General features: G+C 68.8%; 21 protein-coding genes and 6 pseudogenes. 17 read left to right on the forward strand and 10 right to left on the reverse strand.

What is annotated here, in order from left to right:
* The first annotated feature begins 666 nt into the window (after positions 1-666).
* The 7 genes and pseudogenes from OHT74_RS40835 to OHT74_RS40860 all read left to right on the forward strand — a co-directional run bounded on the left by OHT74_RS40835 (position 667) and on the right by OHT74_RS40860 (position 6,886).
* Positions 667-2,010 (forward strand): hypothetical protein, encoded by a 1,344-nt coding sequence (locus tag OHT74_RS40835; RefSeq protein ID WP_328623207.1) that lies wholly within the window; start codon positions 667-669, stop codon positions 2,008-2,010.
* On the forward strand, positions 2,007-2,240 hold the full coding sequence (locus tag OHT74_RS40840; RefSeq protein ID WP_328623208.1) for a hypothetical protein: 234 nt from the start codon (positions 2,007-2,009) through the stop codon (positions 2,238-2,240). Before OHT74_RS40835 ends, OHT74_RS40840 begins: the two co-directional genes overlap by 4 nt.
* Positions 2,237-3,121 (forward strand): hypothetical protein, encoded by an 885-nt coding sequence (locus tag OHT74_RS40845; RefSeq protein ID WP_328623209.1) that lies wholly within the window; start codon positions 2,237-2,239, stop codon positions 3,119-3,121. Before OHT74_RS40840 ends, OHT74_RS40845 begins: the two co-directional genes overlap by 4 nt.
* 220 nt (positions 3,122-3,341) lie before the next feature.
* Positions 3,342-5,222, forward strand: a complete 1,881-nt coding sequence (locus tag OHT74_RS40850; protein WP_328623210.1) for an ABC transporter ATP-binding protein — start codon at positions 3,342-3,344, stop codon at positions 5,220-5,222.
* Positions 5,223-5,378: 156 nt separating this feature from the next.
* A pseudogene (locus OHT74_RS42350) lies at positions 5,379-5,666 on the forward strand (transposase); the annotation flags it as partial.
* On the forward strand, positions 5,635-5,811 hold the full coding sequence (locus tag OHT74_RS40855) for a hypothetical protein (RefSeq protein WP_328623211.1): 177 nt from the start codon (positions 5,635-5,637) through the stop codon (positions 5,809-5,811). The pseudogene OHT74_RS42350 and the gene OHT74_RS40855, both read left to right, overlap by 32 nt.
* 703 nt (positions 5,812-6,514) lie before the next feature.
* The gene (locus OHT74_RS40860) at positions 6,515-6,886 is read left to right on the forward strand and encodes a hypothetical protein (protein ID WP_328623212.1); all 372 of its coding nucleotides are present in this window, start codon (positions 6,515-6,517) and stop codon (positions 6,884-6,886) included.
* Positions 6,887-6,949: 63 nt separating this feature from the next.
* Here OHT74_RS40860 and OHT74_RS40865 read toward each other — a convergent pair whose 3' ends face one another.
* Together OHT74_RS40865 and OHT74_RS40870 are read right to left on the reverse strand one after the other, a co-directional pair.
* Entirely contained in the window at positions 6,950-7,147 is a 198-nt protein-coding gene (locus OHT74_RS40865) for a hypothetical protein (protein WP_328623213.1), read from the reverse strand.
* Positions 7,148-7,530: 383 nt separating this feature from the next.
* Positions 7,531-8,220 carry a hypothetical protein gene (locus OHT74_RS40870; RefSeq protein WP_328623214.1) on the reverse strand — a complete coding sequence of 230 codons (690 nt, stop codon included), beginning with the start codon at positions 8,218-8,220 and terminating at the stop codon, positions 7,531-7,533.
* A gap of 396 nt (positions 8,221-8,616) precedes the next feature.
* Here OHT74_RS40870 and OHT74_RS40875 point away from each other — a divergent pair, with 396 nt between their 5' ends.
* A complete protein-coding gene (locus OHT74_RS40875; protein ID WP_328623215.1) occupies positions 8,617-8,847 on the forward strand; it encodes a hypothetical protein in 231 nt (76 codons plus the stop codon).
* A 207-nt stretch (positions 8,848-9,054) separates the two neighbouring features.
* On the opposite strand, the gene OHT74_RS40880 is transcribed toward OHT74_RS40875, so the two are convergent.
* Positions 9,055-9,228: a transposase gene (locus OHT74_RS40880; RefSeq protein WP_443047674.1), complete on the reverse strand. Its 174-nt coding sequence runs from the start codon at positions 9,226-9,228 to the stop codon at positions 9,055-9,057.
* A 134-nt stretch (positions 9,229-9,362) separates the two neighbouring features.
* On the opposite strand from OHT74_RS40880, the gene OHT74_RS40885 reads away from it, so the two are divergent.
* The 3 genes from OHT74_RS40885 to OHT74_RS40895 all read left to right on the forward strand — a co-directional run bounded on the left by OHT74_RS40885 (position 9,363) and on the right by OHT74_RS40895 (position 10,777).
* Positions 9,363-9,665: a hypothetical protein gene (locus OHT74_RS40885; protein ID WP_328623216.1), complete on the forward strand. Its 303-nt coding sequence runs from the start codon at positions 9,363-9,365 to the stop codon at positions 9,663-9,665.
* 122 nt (positions 9,666-9,787) lie between these two features.
* Positions 9,788-9,967, forward strand: coding sequence for a hypothetical protein (locus OHT74_RS40890; RefSeq protein ID WP_328623217.1), 180 nt, complete (start codon positions 9,788-9,790; stop codon positions 9,965-9,967).
* Positions 9,968-10,426: 459 nt separating this feature from the next.
* Positions 10,427-10,777, forward strand: coding sequence for a hypothetical protein (locus OHT74_RS40895; protein WP_328623218.1), 351 nt, complete (start codon positions 10,427-10,429; stop codon positions 10,775-10,777).
* A gap of 39 nt (positions 10,778-10,816) precedes the next feature.
* Here OHT74_RS40895 and OHT74_RS40900 read toward each other — a convergent pair.
* The 5 genes and pseudogenes from OHT74_RS40900 to OHT74_RS40920 form a co-directional block, all read right to left on the reverse strand.
* Positions 10,817-11,107: pseudogene (locus tag OHT74_RS40900) on the reverse strand (integrase core domain-containing protein); the annotation flags it as partial.
* A 4-nt stretch (positions 11,108-11,111) separates the two neighbouring features.
* Positions 11,112-12,473: an IS30 family transposase gene (locus OHT74_RS40905; RefSeq protein WP_443047764.1), complete on the reverse strand. Its 1,362-nt coding sequence runs from the start codon at positions 12,471-12,473 to the stop codon at positions 11,112-11,114.
* A gap of 61 nt (positions 12,474-12,534) precedes the next feature.
* Complete coding sequence (locus OHT74_RS40910) at positions 12,535-12,933, reverse strand: DDE-type integrase/transposase/recombinase (protein ID WP_443047676.1); 399 nt, start codon at positions 12,931-12,933, stop codon at positions 12,535-12,537.
* A pseudogene (locus OHT74_RS40915) lies at positions 12,907-13,017 on the reverse strand (transposase); the annotation flags it as partial. The pseudogene OHT74_RS40915 and the gene OHT74_RS40910, both read right to left, overlap by 27 nt.
* A gap of 338 nt (positions 13,018-13,355) precedes the next feature.
* Positions 13,356-13,520 (reverse strand): annotated as a pseudogene (locus OHT74_RS40920) (transposase); the annotation flags it as partial.
* A 308-nt stretch (positions 13,521-13,828) separates the two neighbouring features.
* On the opposite strand from OHT74_RS40920, the pseudogene OHT74_RS42355 reads away from it, so the two are divergent.
* The 3 genes and pseudogenes from OHT74_RS42355 to OHT74_RS40935 all read left to right on the forward strand — a co-directional run.
* Positions 13,829-13,966 (forward strand): annotated as a pseudogene (locus tag OHT74_RS42355) (transposase); the annotation flags it as partial.
* 556 nt (positions 13,967-14,522) lie between these two features.
* Positions 14,523-16,097, forward strand: a complete 1,575-nt coding sequence (locus tag OHT74_RS40930; protein WP_328623221.1) for a transposase — start codon at positions 14,523-14,525, stop codon at positions 16,095-16,097.
* Positions 16,098-16,144: 47 nt separating this feature from the next.
* Complete coding sequence (locus OHT74_RS40935; protein ID WP_328623222.1) at positions 16,145-17,806, forward strand: DUF6895 family protein; 1,662 nt, start codon at positions 16,145-16,147, stop codon at positions 17,804-17,806.
* A 60-nt stretch (positions 17,807-17,866) separates the two neighbouring features.
* Here OHT74_RS40935 and OHT74_RS40940 read toward each other — a convergent pair.
* A pseudogene (locus OHT74_RS40940) lies at positions 17,867-18,678 on the reverse strand (transposase family protein).
* Positions 18,679-18,995: 317 nt separating this feature from the next.
* Between OHT74_RS40940 and OHT74_RS40945 the strand changes: the two are divergent.
* Entirely contained in the window at positions 18,996-19,304 is a 309-nt protein-coding gene (locus OHT74_RS40945) for a transposase (RefSeq protein ID WP_443047677.1), read from the forward strand.
* Positions 19,301-19,513: a hypothetical protein gene (locus OHT74_RS40950; protein WP_328623223.1), complete on the forward strand. Its 213-nt coding sequence runs from the start codon at positions 19,301-19,303 to the stop codon at positions 19,511-19,513. The genes OHT74_RS40945 and OHT74_RS40950 overlap by 4 nt, the downstream gene beginning before the upstream one ends.
* Here the strand turns inward: OHT74_RS40950 and OHT74_RS40955 are convergent, their stop codons facing one another.
* Positions 19,514-20,947, reverse strand: a complete 1,434-nt coding sequence (locus OHT74_RS40955; protein ID WP_328623224.1) for an IS4 family transposase — start codon at positions 20,945-20,947, stop codon at positions 19,514-19,516. It lies immediately after the preceding gene.
* Between the two features lie 85 nt (positions 20,948-21,032).
* Here OHT74_RS40955 and OHT74_RS40960 point away from each other — a divergent pair.
* A partial coding sequence (locus tag OHT74_RS40960) for an IS3 family transposase (protein ID WP_328623225.1) occupies positions 21,033-21,471 on the forward strand: 439 nt, incomplete at its 3' end.

Consider the following 21,471-nt stretch of genomic DNA (forward strand, 5'->3'; position numbering starts at 1 on the left):
GGGTGTTGTGTGGGTGGTGTGGTCTTTGCGGGGTGTAGGGGTTGAGGATTTGGCGGCGCGTCTGGACGGGTTGGGGGGAGTTTCCCGTCGTGGTGTCGGGGGTGGGTGTCGGGGGTGGGTGGTGGTGTGGCTGCGGGTGGTGGTGCGGGTGGTGTGTGGTTTCCGGGGGGTGGTGTGGGAGTGCGCTGTCCTGGCTTTGCTGCTGCGGCGGCGGGGTGTTGAGGCGTTTTTGGTGGTGTGTTTTGAGGCTGTGGTGGTGGAGGGGGCGGGGCGGCGGCGGGTGGTGGCGGGGGTGGAGTGCGGTGGGCGGACGGTTGCGGGTACCGGGGTGGGGGACTGGTATCGGGAGCTGGCGTGTTATCCGCGCCGCCAGGCCGGCGCCGGCTCGGCGGCGGCTGGCGGGGGTGTCATCGTGGCTGTGGGGGGTGGGTGATGGGGCAGGCGGTGGTGCGTGCGGTGGGGGGTGTCGTGTGCGGGCACGGGGGCTGGGTGTGCGGGCTGTCGGGTGAACTGGCGGCTGGCGGTGCGGTGGTGTTGCTGCGGCTGTCGTGTGGCTGTGCCGTGGAGTGGGGCGCGGGCGGGCGGGTGCGGGTGTCGCCGTTCGGGCCGTCGCATCCGGCAGCGGACGTATGGTGCGACCCTGTCGCGGGGCAGGTCGGGCGGGGGGTGCTGAGCCAGCTCCCGCTCTATTACCGGCCCACGGCCGGGCGGGTGGAGTTCTCCACGGTGTGGGCGGACTTCACCGGGGGCGGCTGTGTTCCACATCCGGGGGTGGCGGCCGCGCTGCTGGCGGGCCTGCCGGTACAGGTGCCGCTCACGCCCTTCCGGGAGGTGTACCGGCTGCCCGCGGGTGCAGTTCTGTCGGCGCCCGGGGGCCGTCCGGCTGTCGCGTTCACCGGGTTTGACTGGCATGAGCTGCTGCCCCGTCGCCGGAGCTGGGGGCGGGCCGGGCCGGCGGGGGCGCTGCGGGAGGCTCTGCAGGCGGCGGCGGATGACGCGCGCTGTGCGCGGGTGGGGGTGAGCGGCGGCACCGGGTCGGCCGCGCTGGCCCGTGCTGTGCCCGATGCGGAGCGGGTCCATGTGAGCGCGGGCCTGCCCGTGCCAGGCCCCGCCCCGGACCGGCTCCCGGCGAAGACCGTGATCCTGGACGGCACGCCGGTGTGGCAGGCACAGTGCGCACAGGCGCAGGTCCCGCTGCCGGCCGGGTGCGGACCGTGGCCCGCACCCGCCCTGCTCGACGGCCAGGTACTGACCGGTGCGGGGCTGGGCGCCCTGTTCGGGCGGGGCGGACTGCAGGCCCCGCCCCGCGCCGGCTGGTGGCGGCGCGGCTGGCAGCACCTGACCGCGGACCCGCCGCTGCCTGGTCTGGTAGGCCAGCCCTGGTGGCGCGCCTGGCACCCCTCTCCGGCTACTCCTGCGGCCGGAGGGGTACAGGGCACAGCCGCTGGTGGTCAGGGGGCGGGGCCGTGGTGGGGAGAGGAACTGCTGCGCCACGCGATGCTGGCCAGCGGGGCCCACAGCCATCTGCTGTCCGCGCAGGACGACGAGCGGCTGCGGGCGGCGCTGGTCCCGGTGGTCACCCTGGCCGACGATGCCGCAGCCCTGGACGGATGGGACGCAGCGGACCGGGCCGCACTGGTCCACATTGCGCTCCACCCCCAGGTCTTGGGTGTGGCCCTGGCCCTGCGCGCCGGGGAACGGTGGCACCGCAGCAACGGCCAGACGCTTGATGCCCCCCTGCTCCGCAGTCTGGCCGGCACCGGGGCGGCTGATCTTCCGGCAGCGGCCCGTGCCCAGCTGGCGTCGGCAGCACTCGTCCAGCAGCGGCTGTCCGGCCCGCAGGCCCGCGCCCTGCTGCTGCAGGAAACGGCGGCAAGCCCGTGGATCCACACCGGCCGCCTCCAGGCGGTCCTGGACGACCCTCAGGCCCGGATGCACCACAGTCTGGCCCTGCACCGGCTGCTCCATGTCACCACCACCTGTCCCGGCGTCCTGCGGAGTCCGCAATGATCATTGAGCTGAAGGCCGGTATCACCCTGCACCCCGCGCCCTGCTACGGCGCCCTGGTCCTGGACCGCACCCGCCTCACGACCGCGGAGACCGAGGTCGAACTCGCCGCCCTCCTCGCCACCGGACCGCTCCACCCCGCCGATGTCCCGCCCAGCCTGCACGCCGCGGTAGCCAGCGGCGTGTCCCAGGGCTGGCTCACCGCCCGCGCAGAGGAAGGAGCCCCGGCATGAGCACCACCAGCGCAGCTTTGACGGGAGCGGTGCTGGCCGCACTGGCAGCCGCTACCGCCGCCATGGCCTTCAGCATCACCGCCAGACTCCCGCACCCCCCCAACGGCACCGGCGGCGCCGGCGATGACACCGCAACGGCGGATGCCGACGCCAGGGCAGACAGAACTGCAGCGGCGGAACGTGCGGCGGCGTGGCCGCTGACTGGGCGGCTGGGCCGGCTGGTGACTCCTGGCCGGGCCACGGCAGCGGAAGCCACCGTGCTGGTCCTCGCGCTCCTGCCGCTGCCCGCGGCCTGGCGCCTTGCGGCCCTGGCCACCCTGTTCGCCTGCTTCGCCACGACAGCGCTTGTCCTGCACGGACGGGCGTGCGGCTGTTTCGGCACCCGCCTGGCCGCCCGCCTCACCTACCCCCACGCCGCCGCCTGCGCTCTCCTCGCCCTTACCCTCACAGCCGGTGCACTTGCCAGTGCGCCGGGGCCGGGGACAGCCAGCATCACGGCCGCCGCAGGGGCAGCCACGGGAGCGGGCCTGTACTTTTCCCCCTGGCCCCGCAGCCCCGCCACGCCTGCCGTGCCGCCGGGACGGCCCGAACTCACGGACCACATCGTGATCTACGGCAGTACCACCTGCCCGCTGTGCACCATCCTGTGGGACCAGCAGGACTACTACCGCTCCCTGTCCCGCGTCCCCCTCGAATTCCGCACCGCCACCAAAGACGACCGTCACATCACCGGCGGGGCCGTCCCCGCCGCCGTCGCCTACGACCACCGCGACACCCCCGTCACCGGACCCGTCCACGGCCTCGACCACATCCGCGACCTCCTCCACGCCACCCCCGCCCCGGCGGACAACACCGCCCCGGCCGCCGCTCGTGACCAGTAAGCCCTCGGCCGGCAGCCCGCCGCCCAGCCCCGTCAGCCCACCGCGTGAAGAGGACCGCCAGGTGACAGCCGAGCAGCCGGCAACGGCAACAGCGAATACGCCGGCAGTCTTACCGGCGGCAGGCACGGCACACGACACGGCGGACGACACGGCGCAGGAAGCAGCGGCTGCGGGGCGGGGTGATGGTGTGCCGCGGCTGGGGCCTGGTGAGCTGTGGGGCTTGGCCCGGTATGCGTTGGGGCTGGCCTGGCGTGCGGACGCACGCCGCACGGCGGGGGTGCTGGTGCTGCAAGCGGTGCAGGCAGTAGGGCTGGGCGGCGCCCTGCTGGCCGGGCGGGAGGTGCTGCAGGGCGTCACCGGGGCACAGCAGGCCGGGACGCCTGCGCGTATGGCGGTACTGATGGGGGTGCTGCTGGCGCTGGGTTTCGCCGGCGGTGTCCTCTCGCTGACCACCGGGGCCCTGGAAGCCGTCCTGCGCCTGAAAGTCGAACGGGACGCGATGGAGCAGGTCGTGAGGTCCGCGGCGGCCGCGGACCTGGCCGCCTTCGAGGACCCCGGCTTCCACGACCGGGTGGAACGCGCCGTGGAAGCCGCCCACGGGCACGCCCCCGTGCTGCTGATGATCCTCGTATCGGCGCTACGGATGCTGCTCGGCCTGACCGCGGTCGCGGCCTCGCTGGCCGTCATGGCATGGTGGCTGCCGCTGCTGCTGGCGCCGGCCGTGCTGCCCGCGGTACGCGTCGCCGTCTCCCGCCAGCGCGCCCACTACACCCTCGTCGTGGACCTGACCGAGAACCGCCGCATGCGCGGCTACCTGACCCGGCTGCTGACCGGGCGCCCGGAAGCCAAAGAAATCCGCGCATTCGGCCTCGCCTCCCACCTCATCGCACGCCTGTCCCACTGCTACCAGCAGGCCCTCACCCGCGAACAGGCCCTCCAGCACCGCTACCTGCGCCTGGGCATCGCAGCACGCGTCGCAGCCGACTTCCTTGCCGCCGCGGCAGTGGTGACTGTAGCCGCCGCCACCACAACCGGCCACCTCCCGGCGGCCACCGCCCTGACCGCACTCGGCGGCCTCTACATCGGCGCCCAGCAGACCACCACCGCCTCCGCCATCACCGCCATGACCGGCACCTCCATCCGCTACCTCCAAGCCCTCCACGACTTCACCACACCCCCACCCGCACCGCCCCAACCCTCACCGCCCATACCCGCACCGCCCGGACAGGCGAAAAACAGTCCGAGCCATCACACCGCCATCACCACACACCCCCGCCCCACCGAGCCTGCCGCGTCTGCGGGGCCGGCGGGGTCGGGCAGGGCGTTTGCGGTGCTTGAGGCGGACCATGTCTCGTTCACCTACCCCGCCGCGGCCCGGCCCGCCCTCACCGACGTCTCTCTGCGCATATATGCAGGGGAGGTAGTGGCGCTGGTCGGGGAGAACGGCTCCGGCAAGACCACCCTCGCCAAACTCCTCACCGGCCTCTACCAGCCCACCCGCGGACACATCCTCCTCAACGGACAGCCGGCCCCACCCGCCGCCCTCCAAGCCGCATCAGCCGTCCTCTTCCAGGACTACCTCCACTACAGCTTCACCGCCGCCGAAAACATCGCCCTCGGCGACCCCGCACGACTGGCCGACCACGACGCCATCACCCACGCCGCCCGCCGCGCCGGCGCCCACCCCCACATCACCGCACTCCGCCACAGCTACAACACCCAGCTCGGCACCGAATTCACCCACGGCACCGACCTGTCCATCGGCCAGTGGCAGCGCATCGCCCTCGCCCGCGCCCTCTTCCGCAACGCCCCCCTCATCGTTCTCGACGAACCCACCGCCGCCCTCGACCCCCACGCCGAAACCCGCCTCCTGACCCACACCCGCGAACTGTTCACCACGCACACCCTCCTCCTCATCACCCACCGCCTCACCGCCATCCAGCACGCCGACCGCATCTGCGTCCTCCACCACGGCCGCATCACCGAACAAGGAACCCACCACCAGCTCCTCGCCCACGGCGGCCACTACACCAGCCTCTACCACACAAAACCACCCCACCCCCACAACACCCCCACCCCCGCGAAGCCGCCATCCGCATAACTCACCCGCCCAGCGTGCGTGGAGCGTGTCTGAAAGATCGTGTAAGTCCGTGATGTGACAGCCTGGCCGGGGGTTCGGTCTCGGGGCCTGGGCCAGGCGGATCGGACGAGTCATGGCGGAGAAGGCAGACCGGTCGCCTCGGCGGCTGGGGAGGCGATGGTCGAGGAGGCCGTCGAGCGGTTGCCCGACAGCGCTGACGCCTGGGGCGGCCCTGCCGGGTGAGGGCGGGCTGCTGACGGAGATCACCAGGGCCGTGCTGGAACGGGCCCTAGGAGCCGAGGTGAGTGAACACCTCGGTTGTGAACGTGGAGATCGTGCAGGTACGGGTCGGGGGACTCCCGCAACGGAGTTTCACCGAAGACGGTTCTCACGGACGCCGGGGCGGTCACTTCGGCGGTGCCCCGGAACCGCAATGGCGGCTTCGAACCGCGTCTGGTCCCGAGAGCGCCCGTCGGCCACCCGCAACCGCGGTCGCTTCCCCTCGGAGCAGGCCACGTTGAAGGTCCTCTACCTGGCGGTCCGTGAGCAGATCAACCCCGAAGTGCGCGGCGCGAACCATGTCGCCGCACACTGGGAAAAGAGGCGCTGAACCGGTTCTCACTGAGCCCTTTCCAACCTGATCGCGATGCTGGGTTGTTGGGGGGCAAAGGCTGTGCGTAGTGGCGAAGCTCCTGGTAGACCAAGATCGCTCGTGTCCGTCAGGAGCTTCGCGTGCTTGTTCTGCCTGTCCTCGATCGATCTGTCCGCCGGCACCCTGCGGCAGCTGGCCGAGCAAGCCTCGGCATCGCGACCGTCTGTCGGTGCATACGTGAGGTCATCGAAGTCCTGGGCGACGTGGGGTGTGGCGTCCGGGTGCCGTGTACCGGCGTGTCCTGCGAGGGGGAAACATCGGGGGACTCATGGGGGAGGCGGTTTCCGCGGCCTGTCTGCATCGCCCCTGGTCAGCGCCCGTTTTGTGGGCGGTGACCAGCCGGACTTATAGGTGGGAGGGGGTGGGGAGCGGGTTGAGGGTGGTGTGGGGGTGGGGTGGGGTGAGTCCCTGACGGGTTCAATACCGGGGCGCCGGCCGGGTGGAAGCCGGGTGACGGCGGCGGGGCGCTGTACCTGGTGACGTGCCCGAGCGGCTCTGGTGACGTCCGCCGCGGCATCCGCTGGTCCGCCACCGGTCCGGCCGGCGGCGGCGTCGACGTCCAGGCGCTCGCGCAGCAGGCGGTCGAGCGCCTGCGCCTGGAGGGCCCGGACATGGGGATCGTGCCGCGCCCGGAGGGCAAAGGCCTCGTCGGGATGCCGGTGTGGATGTGGAACCGGCCGGGCCCGACCCGGACCGCCCCCGCGTCGGCGTCCGCCTCGGCCGGATCCGTCACGGCACCGCGACCGCCAAGGTCCGCAACGTCGTGTGGTCCATGGGCGACGGCGCACAGGTCACCTGCACTGGCCCCGGTACCCCGTATGCGGCCGAGTTCGGGAAGCAGATGGCACCGGACTGCGGGCACATGTACACCCGCACCAGCGCACAGGCCCCGGGCGGCCGCTACGCGGTCACCGCCACCACGACCTGGGAGATCTCCTGGGCCGGCGGGGGGCAGACCGGCACACTCACCGCCATCCGCGAGAGCGCCACCAGCCTTGCGATCGGCGAGCTCCAGGTCCTGAACGTCCCCTGAACTGGGCAGAAAGAACTCACCGCTTGCCTAGTGGTGATTACAGATATGGCCGGTGACGGCCGGTCAGTGGTCGGCCGCTGCGCTTCCGGGGCCCAGGTGGCGCCGGCCGGGTGCGGCCGCGGACTGCTCGGCGGGGCCGGTGGCGTCGGTGGCCGGGGCCGCCTCGGCCGCCTCGGCCGCGAGGCGGGCCCGGGGGCCAGGCGTGGCCAGGGTGTCGGTGGCGGGGCGGGGGCCGGTGCCCAGCGGGCGGCGCTCGATCATCCGCCCAGTCTCGCGGCCGTGTGGTCCGGCTCGTCGACCGGGCAGGGGTTGGGCGTACAAACGAAGATCACTTCCCCATGACTCTGTCGGGAGCTTGGGGAGGTGGGGTGGTGCTTACCCCAGTAGTTCTAGGCCGGCGAGCCAGTGCCCGTCCGATTGCTGTGGTGAGGGTCGTGAGTCCGGTGAACGTCACGGTGAACGGGGTCCACCGGGTGGTCCAGTTGTTGGCCGGGTATTTTCCACGAGCGCGAGGCTTCCTGCCCAGCATCCTATTGATCCCATGAGTCCGACAAAGACGGTTAGGGCGATTTTCCAGATGGCGGGGCTGGGGGTGGCTTGGAGGCCGCCGCTGAAGGTCAGGCCCAGAGCGCCGATGACGGCCGTCAGGGCGAGGACGCCGAGGGTGTCGCGGACGGGCGTGTACTGCCCGTCCTTGGGGGGCGGGGGCCGCGTGTACACCGTCCTCGTCCGGGCGGCGTCCGTCCGTCGTAGGGATTCCGCAGGGGATGGCGCGGGTCTTGCGGAGGGGTGGTTGCCTTGAGGTTCTCTTCCGCCGCTGCGACCGGGCGCGGCGGGCCGCGAGGGTGGCGTCCATGCTCGTGTCCTGCGTTGACGGCCCGGGAACGCGGTGTTTGTTCTTCGACGAGCTCACGGTTCTGCTGGCGTAGTACGCCGACTTCCTGGAGCAGGAGGCGGGCCTGTTCCTTCTGCTGGGCGAGTTCCGCTTCGATCTGGTGGATGTAGTCCTGGGCCTGGCGCAGGCTCTCGTCCTGTTCGGTGACCCGGGCCTGGAGGATCTCGCGTGCGCCCTCCGCGGTCTGTGCGCGGGCCAGCGCCTCTTCCAGCTGCTCGGCGAGGCGGCCTGCCTGTTCCTCGAGTCCCGACAGGCGTGCCTCGGCGACGTGCTGCGCCTGCTGCTGTTCGCCGCGCAGGCGGGCCAGTTCTTCCTGGAGCTGGGCGAGCTGGACGGCCGGAGATCCGCTGGCGAGGTGGGCCTGCGCGCACAGTGCGTCCAGCTCTTCGCTGTCCTCAGGTGGCAAGGGCAGGCCCTGCGCTTCGAGGAATGCCTGCATGTCGCGGAGCGTCTCGCGGGAGGCGGTCCGTTGCCCGCTCAGATAGCGGGAGAGGGATGACTGCGAGTCTGCGTTCCGCCGGTGGCGGTATAGCTGGCCACCACCTTGCGTAGTGCGGCCGCGTACGCGGCCACGGGCGTGTCTTCGGATCCGTTCATCGCCTCCCCCTCAGCTGGCAAACGCTGTCCATGAACAGCGCAGTTGCCCGATTGTCACGCATGTGATGACACGCCGGGAACGCCCGCCTGAGGACGGCTGGATGTTGCCGATTGGCCGGTAATCGACCGTTCCCACTCCTGCAAGATCCGCTCCCGCCAGAGGCTGAGAGCAGCGAAAGCTCGTGCTCCGCCCACTGCCCGCGGACCGTCCGCAGGCCCCTTACGGGAGGGAACCCTCATGTCCGCCGCCGACCAGCAGCCCCAGCCCCCGCAGCCGGCCCCGCAGATGCCCGGCACCGATCCGGTCGTGCTGCTCCTCTTGCTCCTCGTGGTCGTCCTGGTCCTGGGCGGCACCGGCTACCTGTGTGTGGCCCACCCGTCGCTGACCGCCCCGATCGCAGCGGTCGGCGGGGTCGGCGCGGCCCTGGCTGCAGCATTCGGCGTCGTGGTCGCGGTCCGCAGGCGATGACGTGGTCTCCGGCCGGGCCGGGGACTCATCACCAGAGCAGATGGAGGGCCGCCCACCCTCCTGGGCGGCCCGGGTCCGCCTCAGCTACTTCACCCACAAGACCATGCAGCGCTTGAGGACATCGCGCTCCATACCCATCTCGACGTTCCTTGCGCAGCCGCTGGTTCTCCGCGCGCAGCCTCAGCAGCTCCTCCCGCTCGGACTCGTTCAACGGCCCCCGTCCCGGCCACCGCAGACCCGCGGGCCCGGGCCCCACGTCTGCAGCGTGCCCTCGTGCACGCCCAGATCCCGGGCAACCTCCGCGGCCGGCTTACCGGTCTCCAACACGATCCGCACGGCTCCCTCACGGAACTCGGCGTCGTAACTACGTCGCTTCCCCACCCTCAACTCCTTATCGGGTCAGGGCTCCACGCTACGAGGGGAGACACAGAGCTCGGGAGTATGATATAAGCAGCGAACGCCAGCCAATGAGCGTCCTGCAACCTGGGCACTACTCCAACAAGGACCGGTGAACCATGAGCAGCAGAAAGAAGTTCGCTGCGGCAGCAAGCACTGCGGTTCTCACACTCGGCGCACTCGCCCTCACCACCCCCACCGCAAACGCCGACTCGCATTTATGTGAACAAGTGGTGGCAAACGCGCAGCATCACAACCTCAACACACAACAAGTCCTGTTAGACATTAACCACCTTGCTGGCACATATGGCCAAGCGTGGGCGGCGGAAGCCGTGTCTTTTTGGCTCACGAACTACTCCTCGATCACTGCTTTGACGTACGAGGGCTACACACCAGCGCAGGTGTGTGCCCAGCTGGGGTGACCTGAGGCTATTGGCGCCGATGCATACCCAGGGGCCGGGGCTTTGTCAGTGAGCCTGTTCAACTTGCGCCTCGGGCGAGCAACCAGCACCCCTGTGGCCTGCGCAGTCGTTGACCGGGTCGGATGTTGCTGCACCGCATCAACCACGGCGGCCACCGACAACTGAACGCCGCGATCTACCGAACCGTCATCGTCCGGATGCAATTCCACCAGCCCACGATCGACTACGTCGCCCGCCGCACCACCGAAGGCAAGACCAAACGCACCTGCCAGGCCTTCACCACCGTCTTCGTCAACTGCTGACCCAGAACCGGACCAGCACCCCGGCACGCTGCCAGCTCGCCGACGGGTGGTGTGAGTGTGGTGTCGGGTGTGCGGCACACCTCTGGCACTTTCGGCACGCGGTTCGCGTCTCGTCGGGGTTTTCCCGTCGTGCGGGACGCGGGGGACGGCCGGTCTGAGGTCCTGGGAGTGCGGCCTGGTCGAGCGGATCGTCCTTGGCCGGGAGTATCGGCCGCCTCCCGGCCCCGGGGTTTCCCCGGGCCGCCGCCCGCTCCCGCTCCACCACCATCCCCGCTGCCGCGGCCCCCGGTGCACCTGTCCCGGCCGTAGTCGCGGTCCCCGCCTACCGGCATCAGACCGCCCCGGCCAAGGCCACGGGGCGCGCCCGGTAGATGCCCGGTGCTGCTGGCGGGGGCCGGGAAGGCGGCAGGGCCGGCCGCCGGGAGGCCGGGTCCTGTCGCGGGTGGGGACCGTATCAGCATGGGTAGGGCCCGGTGGAAGGCGATCGCCGGGCGGAAGGGAGAAGCAGCGGTGAACCCGCGGCAGTTCTACGGCGGCATCGCGCTCGGCATCGCGCTGAGCGCCGCAGGGTGGGCCGTCCACCACTACGCCGGCCCCTGGGCCGCGCTGCGCGGCCCGGCCGCGTGGACGCTGCTGCTCGCCGCGGTAGCGGTCCTCGCGGTCACGTGCGTCTGCATGGCCCTCGGCCCCGGCCGGCCGCCACGCTCTCCGGGTGCGTTTCCCGGGCCGCGGGTGCCGGAGTCGGACGAGGTCCGCTCGTACGCTGCGAGGATCTCCGACGGTCCTGGACTGATCCGCCCCGGGCTGTGACGGCGTGGGGGCCTTCCCCGTGATCGTGGACACCGGTTGTTATGCGGTTGTGGTCGGCGTAGTTGATCGTTGTTCGTAGGTGATCGGGCTGATCTGGCCGAGGCGGGAGTGCCGGCGCCGGGTGTTGTAGCGGGTCGCCCATCGGGAGACCGCGAGCCGGGCCTCCCGGGCCCCGTTCCACCGTTTCCGTCCCTGGAGCGTCTCGCGTTTCATGGTCGCGTTCAGGCTCTCCGCGGTGGCGTTGTCCGCGCTCGTGCCCACCGCGCCCCGCGACCTGGTCACCCCGAGCCCCGAACAGACCTGGGCGAACTCCTTCGACACATATTGGGCGAGTTCAACCAGTCGTTGCAACACCGGGCTGTTGCAGCGAGCGTAGCTGCTCTTCGAAGACTTCGGCCGGCGTCCGCCAGCCGAGGATCTTGCGGGGCCGGTTGTTGATCGCCATGGCGACGGCTTCGAGGTCCGTGGACGACCAGCGGGAGAGATCAGTGCCCTTTGGGAAGTACTGACGCAGTAGCCCGTTCGTGTTCTCGTTTGTCGGTCGTTGCCAGGGCGAGTGCGGATCGGCGAAGAACACCTTCGTCCCGGTGTCGAGAGCGAACTGGGCATGGCCGGAGAGTTCCTTCCCGCGGTCCCAGGTGAGGGTCTTGCGTAGCTGCTCGGGCAGCTGCGTCATCGACGTGGTGAGCGCCGCGTTCATCGCGATCGCGCCATAGCCCCCGAGTGAGGTGCCGTTCTTCACGGGCGGAATCTCGCCCCAGCCCTCGAGTCGAGGCAGGTGCACCAGGAGCGTGGAGCGGCTGCTGCGCTCGACTAGCGTGCCGATTGCGGAGCGGCCCGTCCCGATGATCAAATCGCCTTCCCAGTGTCCGGGGACCGCGCGGTCCCCGGCCTCGGCGGGGCGTTCGCTGAGGATGACGTCCGCGGTGACATGCCCCTGAGGCTTGTTCTGTGACCGTGCACGGGGAGTCCGCAGCGCCCGGCCGGTGCGCAGACACGTGACCAGTTCCCGCTTGAGCGCGCCACGGCCCTCGATGAACAGCGCGTGGTAGATCGCTTCGTGGCTGATGCGCATGGACTCATCCTCGGGGAAGTCGGCATGGAGACGGTGTGAAATCTGCTCCGGGCTCCATGCCGTTGCCCATCGTCTGTCCTGCCGATGCGGCTTGTTCAGCCCCTTCCATCCAGGTGTCTTTGGCCCGGTGACGATCGTGCCGTCGAGGCGACGGACGCTGCCGGCGAGCCGCTCCTGCACGTATTCACGCAACCTTTCGTCGCCTGCGAGCTTCGCGGTCTTCGGGCGCTTCGCGGCCTGCTGCGCCTTCCACTGCGCGACCAGAACCCGGTAGACCGGCTTGCCGCCGCGGGTCGCCGCGTTGCGGCGCAGCTCGCGTGAGATCGTGCCCGCGTCGGGGCCGATCCTGCGGGCGATCTCGCGCACGCCGAGCTCCTGGGCGCGCAGCAGCGCGATCTCCTCACGCTCGGCGAACGACAGGTAGCGGCCGGTGGGCTCGTCCAGGCTGATGGGCGGCATGCCGCCAGCGTGACGGAACCATCGGGTTCCGACCGGCCATGAAACGCCAACAGCCGCCGCGGCCTCTGCCGTCGTCACTCCCGACGCGATCCGCCGCCAGAAGTCCCGCTGCACCGCACGAGACGGCTCCGGCCGACCCGGTGAACGCATCGGCGGTCGCATCGCCCGATCCGCCGCCCACTGCCGTCGCGCATCCGCAGGCGCCTCCGGCACCTTCTGCTGCTTACCACGTCCCATCGCGCACCTCCGGATTCTCGAGGTGTTGCGACGACCGGTTGAATCCGCCCTCCGACCCCCTGTCGCTGTGAAAGATCACGCCGTTCACGCTGCCGCCGCGGATCGCGGCGGCCATCTGCAGCGACGCGCTGACCAGGGCCGCATCGTGGCGAGGCCCCATCGCGTAGCCGAGCACCCTGCGGGAGAACGCGTCGTGCACGGACGCGAGGTAGAGCTTGCCCTCACCGGTGTCGATCTCGGTCATATCGCCCCACCACAAAACGTCCGGGGCGATCGCGTCGAAGCGTCGAAGCACCAGGTCACGGGCGACTTTCCGCTTGCCCTGCCGGGTCAGATTCTTCCGCCGGCGCGGGGGCTTACGGCCCTGGAGGCCGAGCTCGGCCATGATCTCGGCGACGGTGTTCTGCGAGACCTGCCAGCCCTCGGCCCACAGATCCAGCGTGATCCTCGGCGAGCCGTACGTCCGGCCGGAGGCGTTGAAGAATGGGTGATCCGCTCAGCCAGTGCGGCCCGTCTGACCTCGCGTTTCGTCGGCTCCGACGGACGATGGCGCCACTTGTGGAACCAGGACTCGGACACCTCCAGAGCCCGGCAGGAAACGGCGTGCGGGACGTGGTGCCCGGTCCGCTGGTCGGCGATGAAGCCCACAACCGTCACTTCGTCGCCTCCTTCACCCAGAGGACCACGGAACGCCTGAGGACATCGCGCTCCATCCCGAACTCGCTGTTCTCCTTGCGCAGGCTGCCTGTTCTCCTCACGCAGCCTGCGCAGTTCCTCGCGTTCGGACTCGTTCAGTCCACCAGCCGCCTCAGCATCCGCGCGGACCCTGGCCCGATGAACCCAGGTCTGCAGCGTGCCCTCTTGCACGCCCAGGTCCCGCGCGACCTCCGCCGCGGACTTCCCAGTCTCCAACACGATCCGTACTGCGCCCTCACGAAAGGGCGCGTCGTACGACCGTCGCTTCCCACCCATGACCCTCAGAAATTCGACTTTGCAAGAGCCCTGGACTCCGTTGCTCAATTGCCTGCGGGTGGAGCCTTGTTGGCGGCGTGATCGCTTCTGCGGCCGGTGGCTGGCGGCCGGTCGTGTCGTGTTCGTGGGGAGTGAAAGCGATGTCGATGCAGCCCAAAGGTCTGCCGCCGGTCCCGGAGCAGACTGCGGTCGTGGCTCGGGCGGCGTTCCCCGACGGAAGTCTGCCGATCCGGATCCGTGACCGGCTGGCCGAAGTGTTCGCCGACGAGCCGTTCGCCGGGGCCTTCGGCGTGCGGGGTGCCCCGGGGATGCCCCCGGCGGTGCTGTCGCTGGTCACCGTCCTGCAGTTCGCCGAGAACCTGACAGACCGGCAAGCCGCGGAAGCGGTGCGGGACCGCCTGTCGTGGAAGTACGCGCTGGGGCGGGAGCTGACCGATTCCGGCTTCGACTTCACCGTGCTGAGCAAGTTCCGCGCCCGGATCATCGAGCATGGCCTGGAGCGGGTGGTCCTCGACCGGCTGGTCGACCACTGCCTCCAGGCCGGATTGGTCGGCGCCGGGGGCAAGCAGCGCACCGATGCCACCCACGTCATCAGCGCGGTGCGGGACCTGAACCGGCTGGAGCTGGCCGGGGAGAGCGTGCGCGCCGCGCTGGAGGCGCTGGCGGTTGCGGCTCCGTCCTGGCTGGCCTCACAGATCGACGTCGCCGAGTTCGCCCACCGTTACGGCCCCAGGGTCAACGGCTGGACCATGCCGTCGTCCCAGGTCAAGCGGGACCGGCTGGCGCAGGTGTTCGCGCAGGAAGGCTACGCGATCGTGCGGGCCGCCTACGAGGCCGGCGCCCCGGTGTGGGTCCGTGACGTCGAGGCCGTGCAGATCCTGCGGCAGGTCCTGGTGCAGACCTACAGTCTGCGCACCGACACCCGGGGACGGGAGGTGATCACCAGGCGGGACGCCGATGAGGAGGGCGTCCCGCCCGGCAGATTACGCCTGGCCTCCCCATATGACACCGACGCACGCTGGGCGGCCAAGGGGGGAGGAACTGTTCTGGTGCGGATACAAGATCCATCTGACCGAGAGCTGCGACGCTCCTCTCGAAGCCGAAGCCGAAGCCGAAGCCGAAGCCGAAGCCGAAGCCGAAGCCGAAGCCGAAGCCGAAGCCGAAGCCGAAGCCGAAGCCGAAGCCGAAGCCGAAGCCGAAGCCGAAGCCGAAGCCGAAGCCGAAGCCGAAGCCGAAGCCGAAGCCGAAGCCGAAGCCGAAGCCGGACGGCGCACCGGCCCTCGGCCGAACCTGATCACGGACGTGCACACCACCGACGCCACCGTGCCGGACGTGAAGGCCACCACCGGCATCCAGCAACGTCTCGCCGAACGCGACCTCGCCCCGGGCGAGCACTACCTCGATGCCGGCTCCCCCTCGGCCGACCTGGTCACCACCGCCGCGAAGAACAACATCACCATGATCACCCCGCTGATGACCGACCACTCCCCGCAGGCCAAAGCCGCCGAAGGCTTCGCCAAGAGCGACTTCCGCATCGACTGGAAGTCCCGGACCGTCCGCTGCCCCGAAGGACACGCCAGCATCGGCTGGCACCCCGTCACCCAGCACGCACAGGCCGCCATCGTCGTCGAGTTCAACCGATACGACTGCCGGGCCTGCCCCTCACAGAAACGCTGCACCACCTCGGCCCGCGGCTCCCGCATGCTCACCCTCCGCCCGAAAGAAGCCCACGAAGCCCTCACACGAGCCCGCACGGAGCAGAAGACCAGAACCTGGAAGGACAAATACGCCCTCCGGGCGGGCATCGAGGGCACCGTCAACCAGGCCCTGGACATCACCGGGATCCGCCGTGCCCGCTACCGCGGCTGCCCAAGGTCCGCCTCCAGCACGCCTTCTCCGCCACCGCAATCAACATCATCCGCCTCGACGCCCACTGGACCGACCACCCCCTCCGCCGCCAACGCACCAGCCGCCTCGAACGCCTCGCCTACCAACTCACCGCGTGAACCCGAATTAAGCAACGGAGTCGCCCTGGTCACGGTCCCCACGGTAGTAGGGGAGGTGCACAACACCCCGCACCAGGCTCCGCAAGCACTCCGAGTACGGCTACGCCACCCCACTCGAGACCCGGACCCTGCTGCAACAAGATCTCTGCAGCGCAAGCACCCGCTGTCAATGTTCAGGGGGGAACTTCATTTTGAATTAAGGGAACATCACCCTTCGGGGTGGTTTAACTTCGGCTTGCCAAGCGGTGACTGGGGAGACGTGATTGGGGTATTTCTCTGTTCAGGTGCGCCTAGTGTCAGAGGCATCCTTCCTGGCGATAACACTCCTAACTGTCCGACTACATCAAGGAGTTCTGAAATGTCAGGAAGGTGTCCTCCCCCTGTTGATGCGCGGAAGGCTCTGGATTTCCTGAGGACGAGTGGTCTGGTTGACCTCTCGCTCCCTCTGGAGCGTGTCGTGGCTCAAATCAGCCAGCTCGATGACGTTGCGGGTTACGTACTCGCATGGGAGAAGTACGTTCTCGTTGTCGCGGCGGCGGCCGAACGTGAAGACTCGGACGCAGGAAGCTGACTCTGTGCCATAAGGGCGCAGACGACTGCCGGGAGGCGGAGTATCTGATGGACGTGATGCAACCCGGCCAGTTCTCAGCGGCAAGGCGCGCAGTGGAAACCCGGGCGGTTGCCTGGCTCGCTGCGCGCCGAGCGTTGACAGACCCGAGCTCTGCCCACCCGGACAGGGTTATGTTTACCCGTAAAGCCCTGCTTGAGACCGCGTTTCTGGTCGGGCTCCGCGCCCGGCTCGACCCGGATCCTCTCGGCGGTGACTACGCGTTGCTCATGCGGCAAGCCCAGGACATCACTTCCCGCCCGTCATACCGCGAGCTCATCGCCAGGGATGAAGCCGCTCTGCTTCTCTACGCAGGCACGTATGCGGCACTCAGGCTGTGCGGGCATGATGACCCACAGTTCCGTCATATCATCCAACAAGCCTCTTCGGGCGGATATGCAACAGTGTTCGAGCGGATTCCGTACCGGCAGCTCGATCTTCTGCACACGCTGGAAATGTGTCAGATCGGAAATTCCCTGCCGACGGTGGACCAGGTTCTTCCACTCACGCTGCTCTGTAATCGCCCGAACGTCACTAAACTCGCAGACCGTGACATCTATGCCATCACGCACACAGTCTTCTACGCCACCGATTTCGGCCTGCGGGAACCCCTGTGGCCAGTTGGAACCAGCCTGGGCGAGATCGTGGAACTCCTCGAAGCGCTTCTGGTGCTCACCCGCGCCCGTAAGGACGCGGACCTGGTCGGAGAAGTCCTCTGCTGCCTGCTCTGTCTGGGAGTGAAGGAAGCCGACTCGGTGAGCCAGGCATGGGATTTCCTGGTCTCAGTCCAGGAGAAGGACGGGCGGGTTAACGGACCACCTGGCATCGTTCACACGCAGATCACTGAAGGCGACAGCGATTACCAATCCTGGGCTACTGGATACCACACCACGATCGTCGCAGCGCTGGCCGGGATTCTGCACCGCAGCCCCCGCACATGTAACCCCCAGCATGCCGCAGCGCCGCCCGGACCCTGCACCGTCCCGGCCGACACGATCCATCGCGCAGCGGAATGGCTATGCCGTACCAGCGTGCAGCACCCCCCTGAGACAGGACTCCCCGCTGCCGCTGCCAGCGCCTACGGAGCCACCGCCATCGGAGACCCACGACTTGCTCGGCCCGCACTCGTCCACTTCGCCACTCAACTGTCAGACGCGGACCAGGGATTATGGCAGAAACACGGGATGGAAGTTGTAGGAGAGTTCGCAGCCGGTCTCCGCACACTCGGCATCACCTGCCCCTCACTCGACAGATTCCTCAAAACAACCTCAGAGATCATCAGCTCTCTCACCGAAGTACCACCGCAAGCCGCAGCAAACGTGCACCGGCTCAGCAGACTTGGCCTGCTCGCCCCTGAACGAGTCGCGGAACTCACCGCCCGGAAAAACCCTCAGTCCAATTCCCCAGAGAACAGCGCATCCCTTCTGCCCGGCCTCATCAAAACCTACGACCTGAGCCGCATCGCCAGTGTCGTCCGCGACCTCATCACTGCCGAATGGGGCGAGCACCGAATCACCCGGGATGCCGTGGCATTCCTCACCGCTCAGCAGAACCCAAACGGTGCATTCGGATACCCGGCCCGCGACGACCTCGCTACCCGCGACCGAGCCCAGCTGTCCTGGACACAGAGCATTGTCACCGCCCTCGCAGAACTCGGGAAGGGAGTGTCATGAATTATTGAGTCGAAACTATTTGGCTGTGCGGTTCGTTGGGGTTGCATGACTGAGCCTCTTTCATCCTGAGTTTCCGCAGATCAGGAGTGCGTGGATGGCCTTCACGATGGGGCCGATCCTGTTGGTGGAGCAGCGTGCCCGGCTGAGGATCCGCCAGGATTTCAGGAGGGCGAAGGCTCGTTCGCCGGGTACGCGCAGGCGGGCGTGGTCTCGGTTGAACGCTTGGTAGTGCTCCGGCTGGACGCGGTGGTGGTAGTAGTAGGGGGTTCGGACCGTGGCGCCAGCGCCCTGGTAGGCCCTGTCAGCCAGGGACGAGTACCTGCCTGGTCAGGCAGGCCTGGACGATGCCGTGGACACAGGCTGCGGTCAGGTCGTGGGTCCGGCCGGGCAGCGCCCGGGAGAACCACAGGGGCATCCCGTCGGGCCGGGCGATGACCTGCACATTCATGCCATGTCGGCGATGTTTCATCGAGTAGTACGGCTCGTCGGCCTGGGTCCGGTCGGTCGGTCGGTATCAGTGTCCCGTCGACGATCACGAAGTCGCCCTCACCCAGACCGACGAGGGCTTCGTGAAGGCCGGGTGCCCAGGCGATCAGGACGTCGACGACCTCGTCGGTGTAGCGCCAGGCGGTGGCCTCCGACACGCCGAACCCGGCCCCAAGCTGGGCGAACGTCTCGTTCTTCCGCAAGTGGACCAGAGCGAGGAGTGCCTGCTGGAAACAGCCCAACAGCCGCCACCGTGTGCCCTGTTCACGCCTTCGGGCGTGAAGCAGCCAGGAAGCGTGCTCAACCAGCTCATGGGGCACGTCGAGCATGGCAGGATACGGAACCAACGAAGCCTCCGGCGTTGGTGTGGTGAGTGGAATCACCACACCAACGACGGAGGCTTCGCCATGTCACCAGCACCCCACCTGACCAGCTCTTTCATCCCTCAGAGACAGGATGAAAGAGGCTCACTGACCTCGATTCGTCAGCGGTGATCGCTGCTTGGTGACGTGATGGGTTCATCCCGGTCTGCTCCCTGTGTTTCGGGTCGGGGTCGTCGCGTGTCGCTGTGGCTGCGCCGGGTTCCACGGGCCCGGGTTGGTGCCGGTCTGCTCCGTTCTGGTCTTCGTTGGGGTGAGGTTCCCCCGAGATGCGGGGTGTCGTGACAGAGGGTCAGATGGGACTCATGAGAGGAACATCGACCATGGCTGCCCCCAGGAAATACTCGCTCGAGTTGCGTGAGCGCGCGGTACGGATGTATCGCACCGCCGACCCGAAGCCGCAGATCAAGAAACTGGCTGTCGACCTCGGCGTGCATCCGGAGGCCCTGCGCGGCTGGATCCGCCAGGCCGAGGCCGACGCCGGCGAGCGTGACGACCGGCTGACCACCGACGAACGCGCCGAGCTCGCGGCGCTACGCAAGGAGAATGTCCAGCTCAAGCGGGCGAACGAGGTTCTGCGGACGGCCTCGGCTTTTTTCGCGGCCCAGCTCGACCCGACCCGGCCCGGGTGACGGCGCTCCTCGATGAGCACCCGCATCTGGGGGTCGAGCCCGTACTCCGGGAACTGAACATCCCCTCCGCCACCTACTACCGCTGGCGCCAGGCCGAGAGGAAGCCGTGCGAACGGCGCCGCCGGGACGCCGAGCTGACCAGCATGATCCGTCAGGTCCACGACGAGTCCGGCGGGATCTACGGCTCAATGCCGGGAAGCGTAGCTTGATCATTTTGGGGGTGCGGTCGGGTGTGCGGTGGTGGTCGGGGCGGGTTGACGTGGGATGATTTCGATCCCGTACTCGACGATTTTCTTGCTGTGGCTGCCTGGCCCGACGGGTTTCGAGGGGTAGATGGCGTTGGGCCGTTTTACGGCCCGGGGGCAGACACGCAGGCGCCGTTCAGTCGGGTGCAGGTTCGCCAGCAGTGCTGCGGTCATCTCAGCAAGGTGGGTAGCGAGCCGTGCTGTGGTGCGGATCAGGGTGTCTCTGGCGACGGTAAGGGCGATGGTGAAGGAGAGCCGGTCGGCATCGAGCCCGTGGCCGGCAGCGGTGGTCGTGATGGTGTGGCGGATCGCCTGGTGGGTGACGAGATACGCCCAGATCTCCTGGTTGACCAGCTCGGGTGTCTTCGATCGCAGGACAGCGCGTGGCCCGCGCTGGGTGATCTTCAAGTCCCGGAACTGGAGCTCGGATTCCCACCGCTGGGGATACAGCGCGGCGAGCTCGCCGGCGGGGAAAGCCATATGGTCCAGCAAGGTGGTGATGAGCCGGTAGGGCTCATGGCGTCGCGAGCCGTCGGCGGCCTCGATGGCGACCACCATCTCGATCACCCGGACCCGCACCGAGCGGGGCCTGCCCGTCAGGGATTTCCAGATGTTCTTGTGCGCGTGACGGGTCGCGAGCCATGAGCCGTCGGGCAGAATCTCATCGGGCACCAGCAGCACGGCCGCCGAGATCCGCCAGAGCAGATGCGCCCCGCCCGCCGCGGCGTCGACCCACAGCAGCCAGCCCGGGAAACCCCGGTCGGCCAGCACCAGCATCCCCGGGCGCATACGGTCCAGCAGGCGCCGCGTCAGGTCCTGTTCACAGACCCGGCGGACATCGAACGCCGCCCCGAGCAGTGCCCGGGTCCCGCACTCGATCAATGCGACCAAGTGGACCTGGGGGAACGCTGCGACACGCCGCTGATTACGGGTCCGGCCGAACACCGCGTTCACCGCGGTGTCGGCGACCTCGAGATACGTACCGTCCACCGAGGCCAGCCGAAGCCCCCGCCAGAACACCCCCGGCATCGCGACTGCGCCGACCGGGCCGGCGATCCGCTCGAACAGCAACCGGAACGGCTCAGGGCCCAGCGCGAGGCGACGCTGCCGCAACGCCGAGGAGGAAACCTGCTGACCACGCGCGGCCAGACGCGCCGTTCCGCCAGCCAGCTTCGACAGCACCGACCGATAGCCGTCTCTCGGGAACAGCGTCAACGCGAGCACGAAGAACACGCACGTCAATGCAGACAGCTTGCCGTCACAACGCCGATCACCACGGCCGGAAGCCGCCAGCGAATCGGTGACCATCTGCCGTGTCACAACCTGGCGCAACACCCCCAACTGCCCCGTCTGCCCCGTCGCGCGCGCCGGTCCCTCTATGCGAGACTGCCAGGACAACGTTGCTCCTGTTCTGAACAAACCGATCGTGGTAGATCGCTCGTTCTACAGGAGCATCGCTGCGTTAAGGGCCCGAACCCCCAAAATGATCAAGCTACGCTTCCTGGCATTGATCTACGGCTCACCCCGCGTGCACGCCGTCCTCAAACGCGAGGGCACGCGCGTCGGCCGCAAACGGGTCGAACGGCTCATGCGGCAGGCAGGCCTCGCTGGGATCAGCCCTCGCCGGAGCAAGGGCTTCACCCGACGTGACCCAGACGCCGATCTCGCCCCTGACCTGGTGCGACGCGAGTTCACCGCGAGCGGGCCGAACCGGCTGTGGGTCACCGACCTGACCATGATCGCAACGCTGGAGGGCCCGCTGTGGCTCTCCGCGATCCGCGACGCGTTCTCCCGCCGGGTCGTGGCCTGGGAAACCTCCGCCCGCGCGGACGCGGACCTGGTCCTGACCTCGTTGGAGTACGCCCTGGCCAGCCGCGAAGTCACCCCCGGCGAGCTCATTCACCATGCGGACCACGGCTGTC

Source organism: Streptomyces sp. NBC_00354 (assembly GCF_036106915.1).
Taxonomy (GTDB): Bacteria; Actinomycetota; Actinomycetes; order Streptomycetales; family Streptomycetaceae; genus Streptomyces.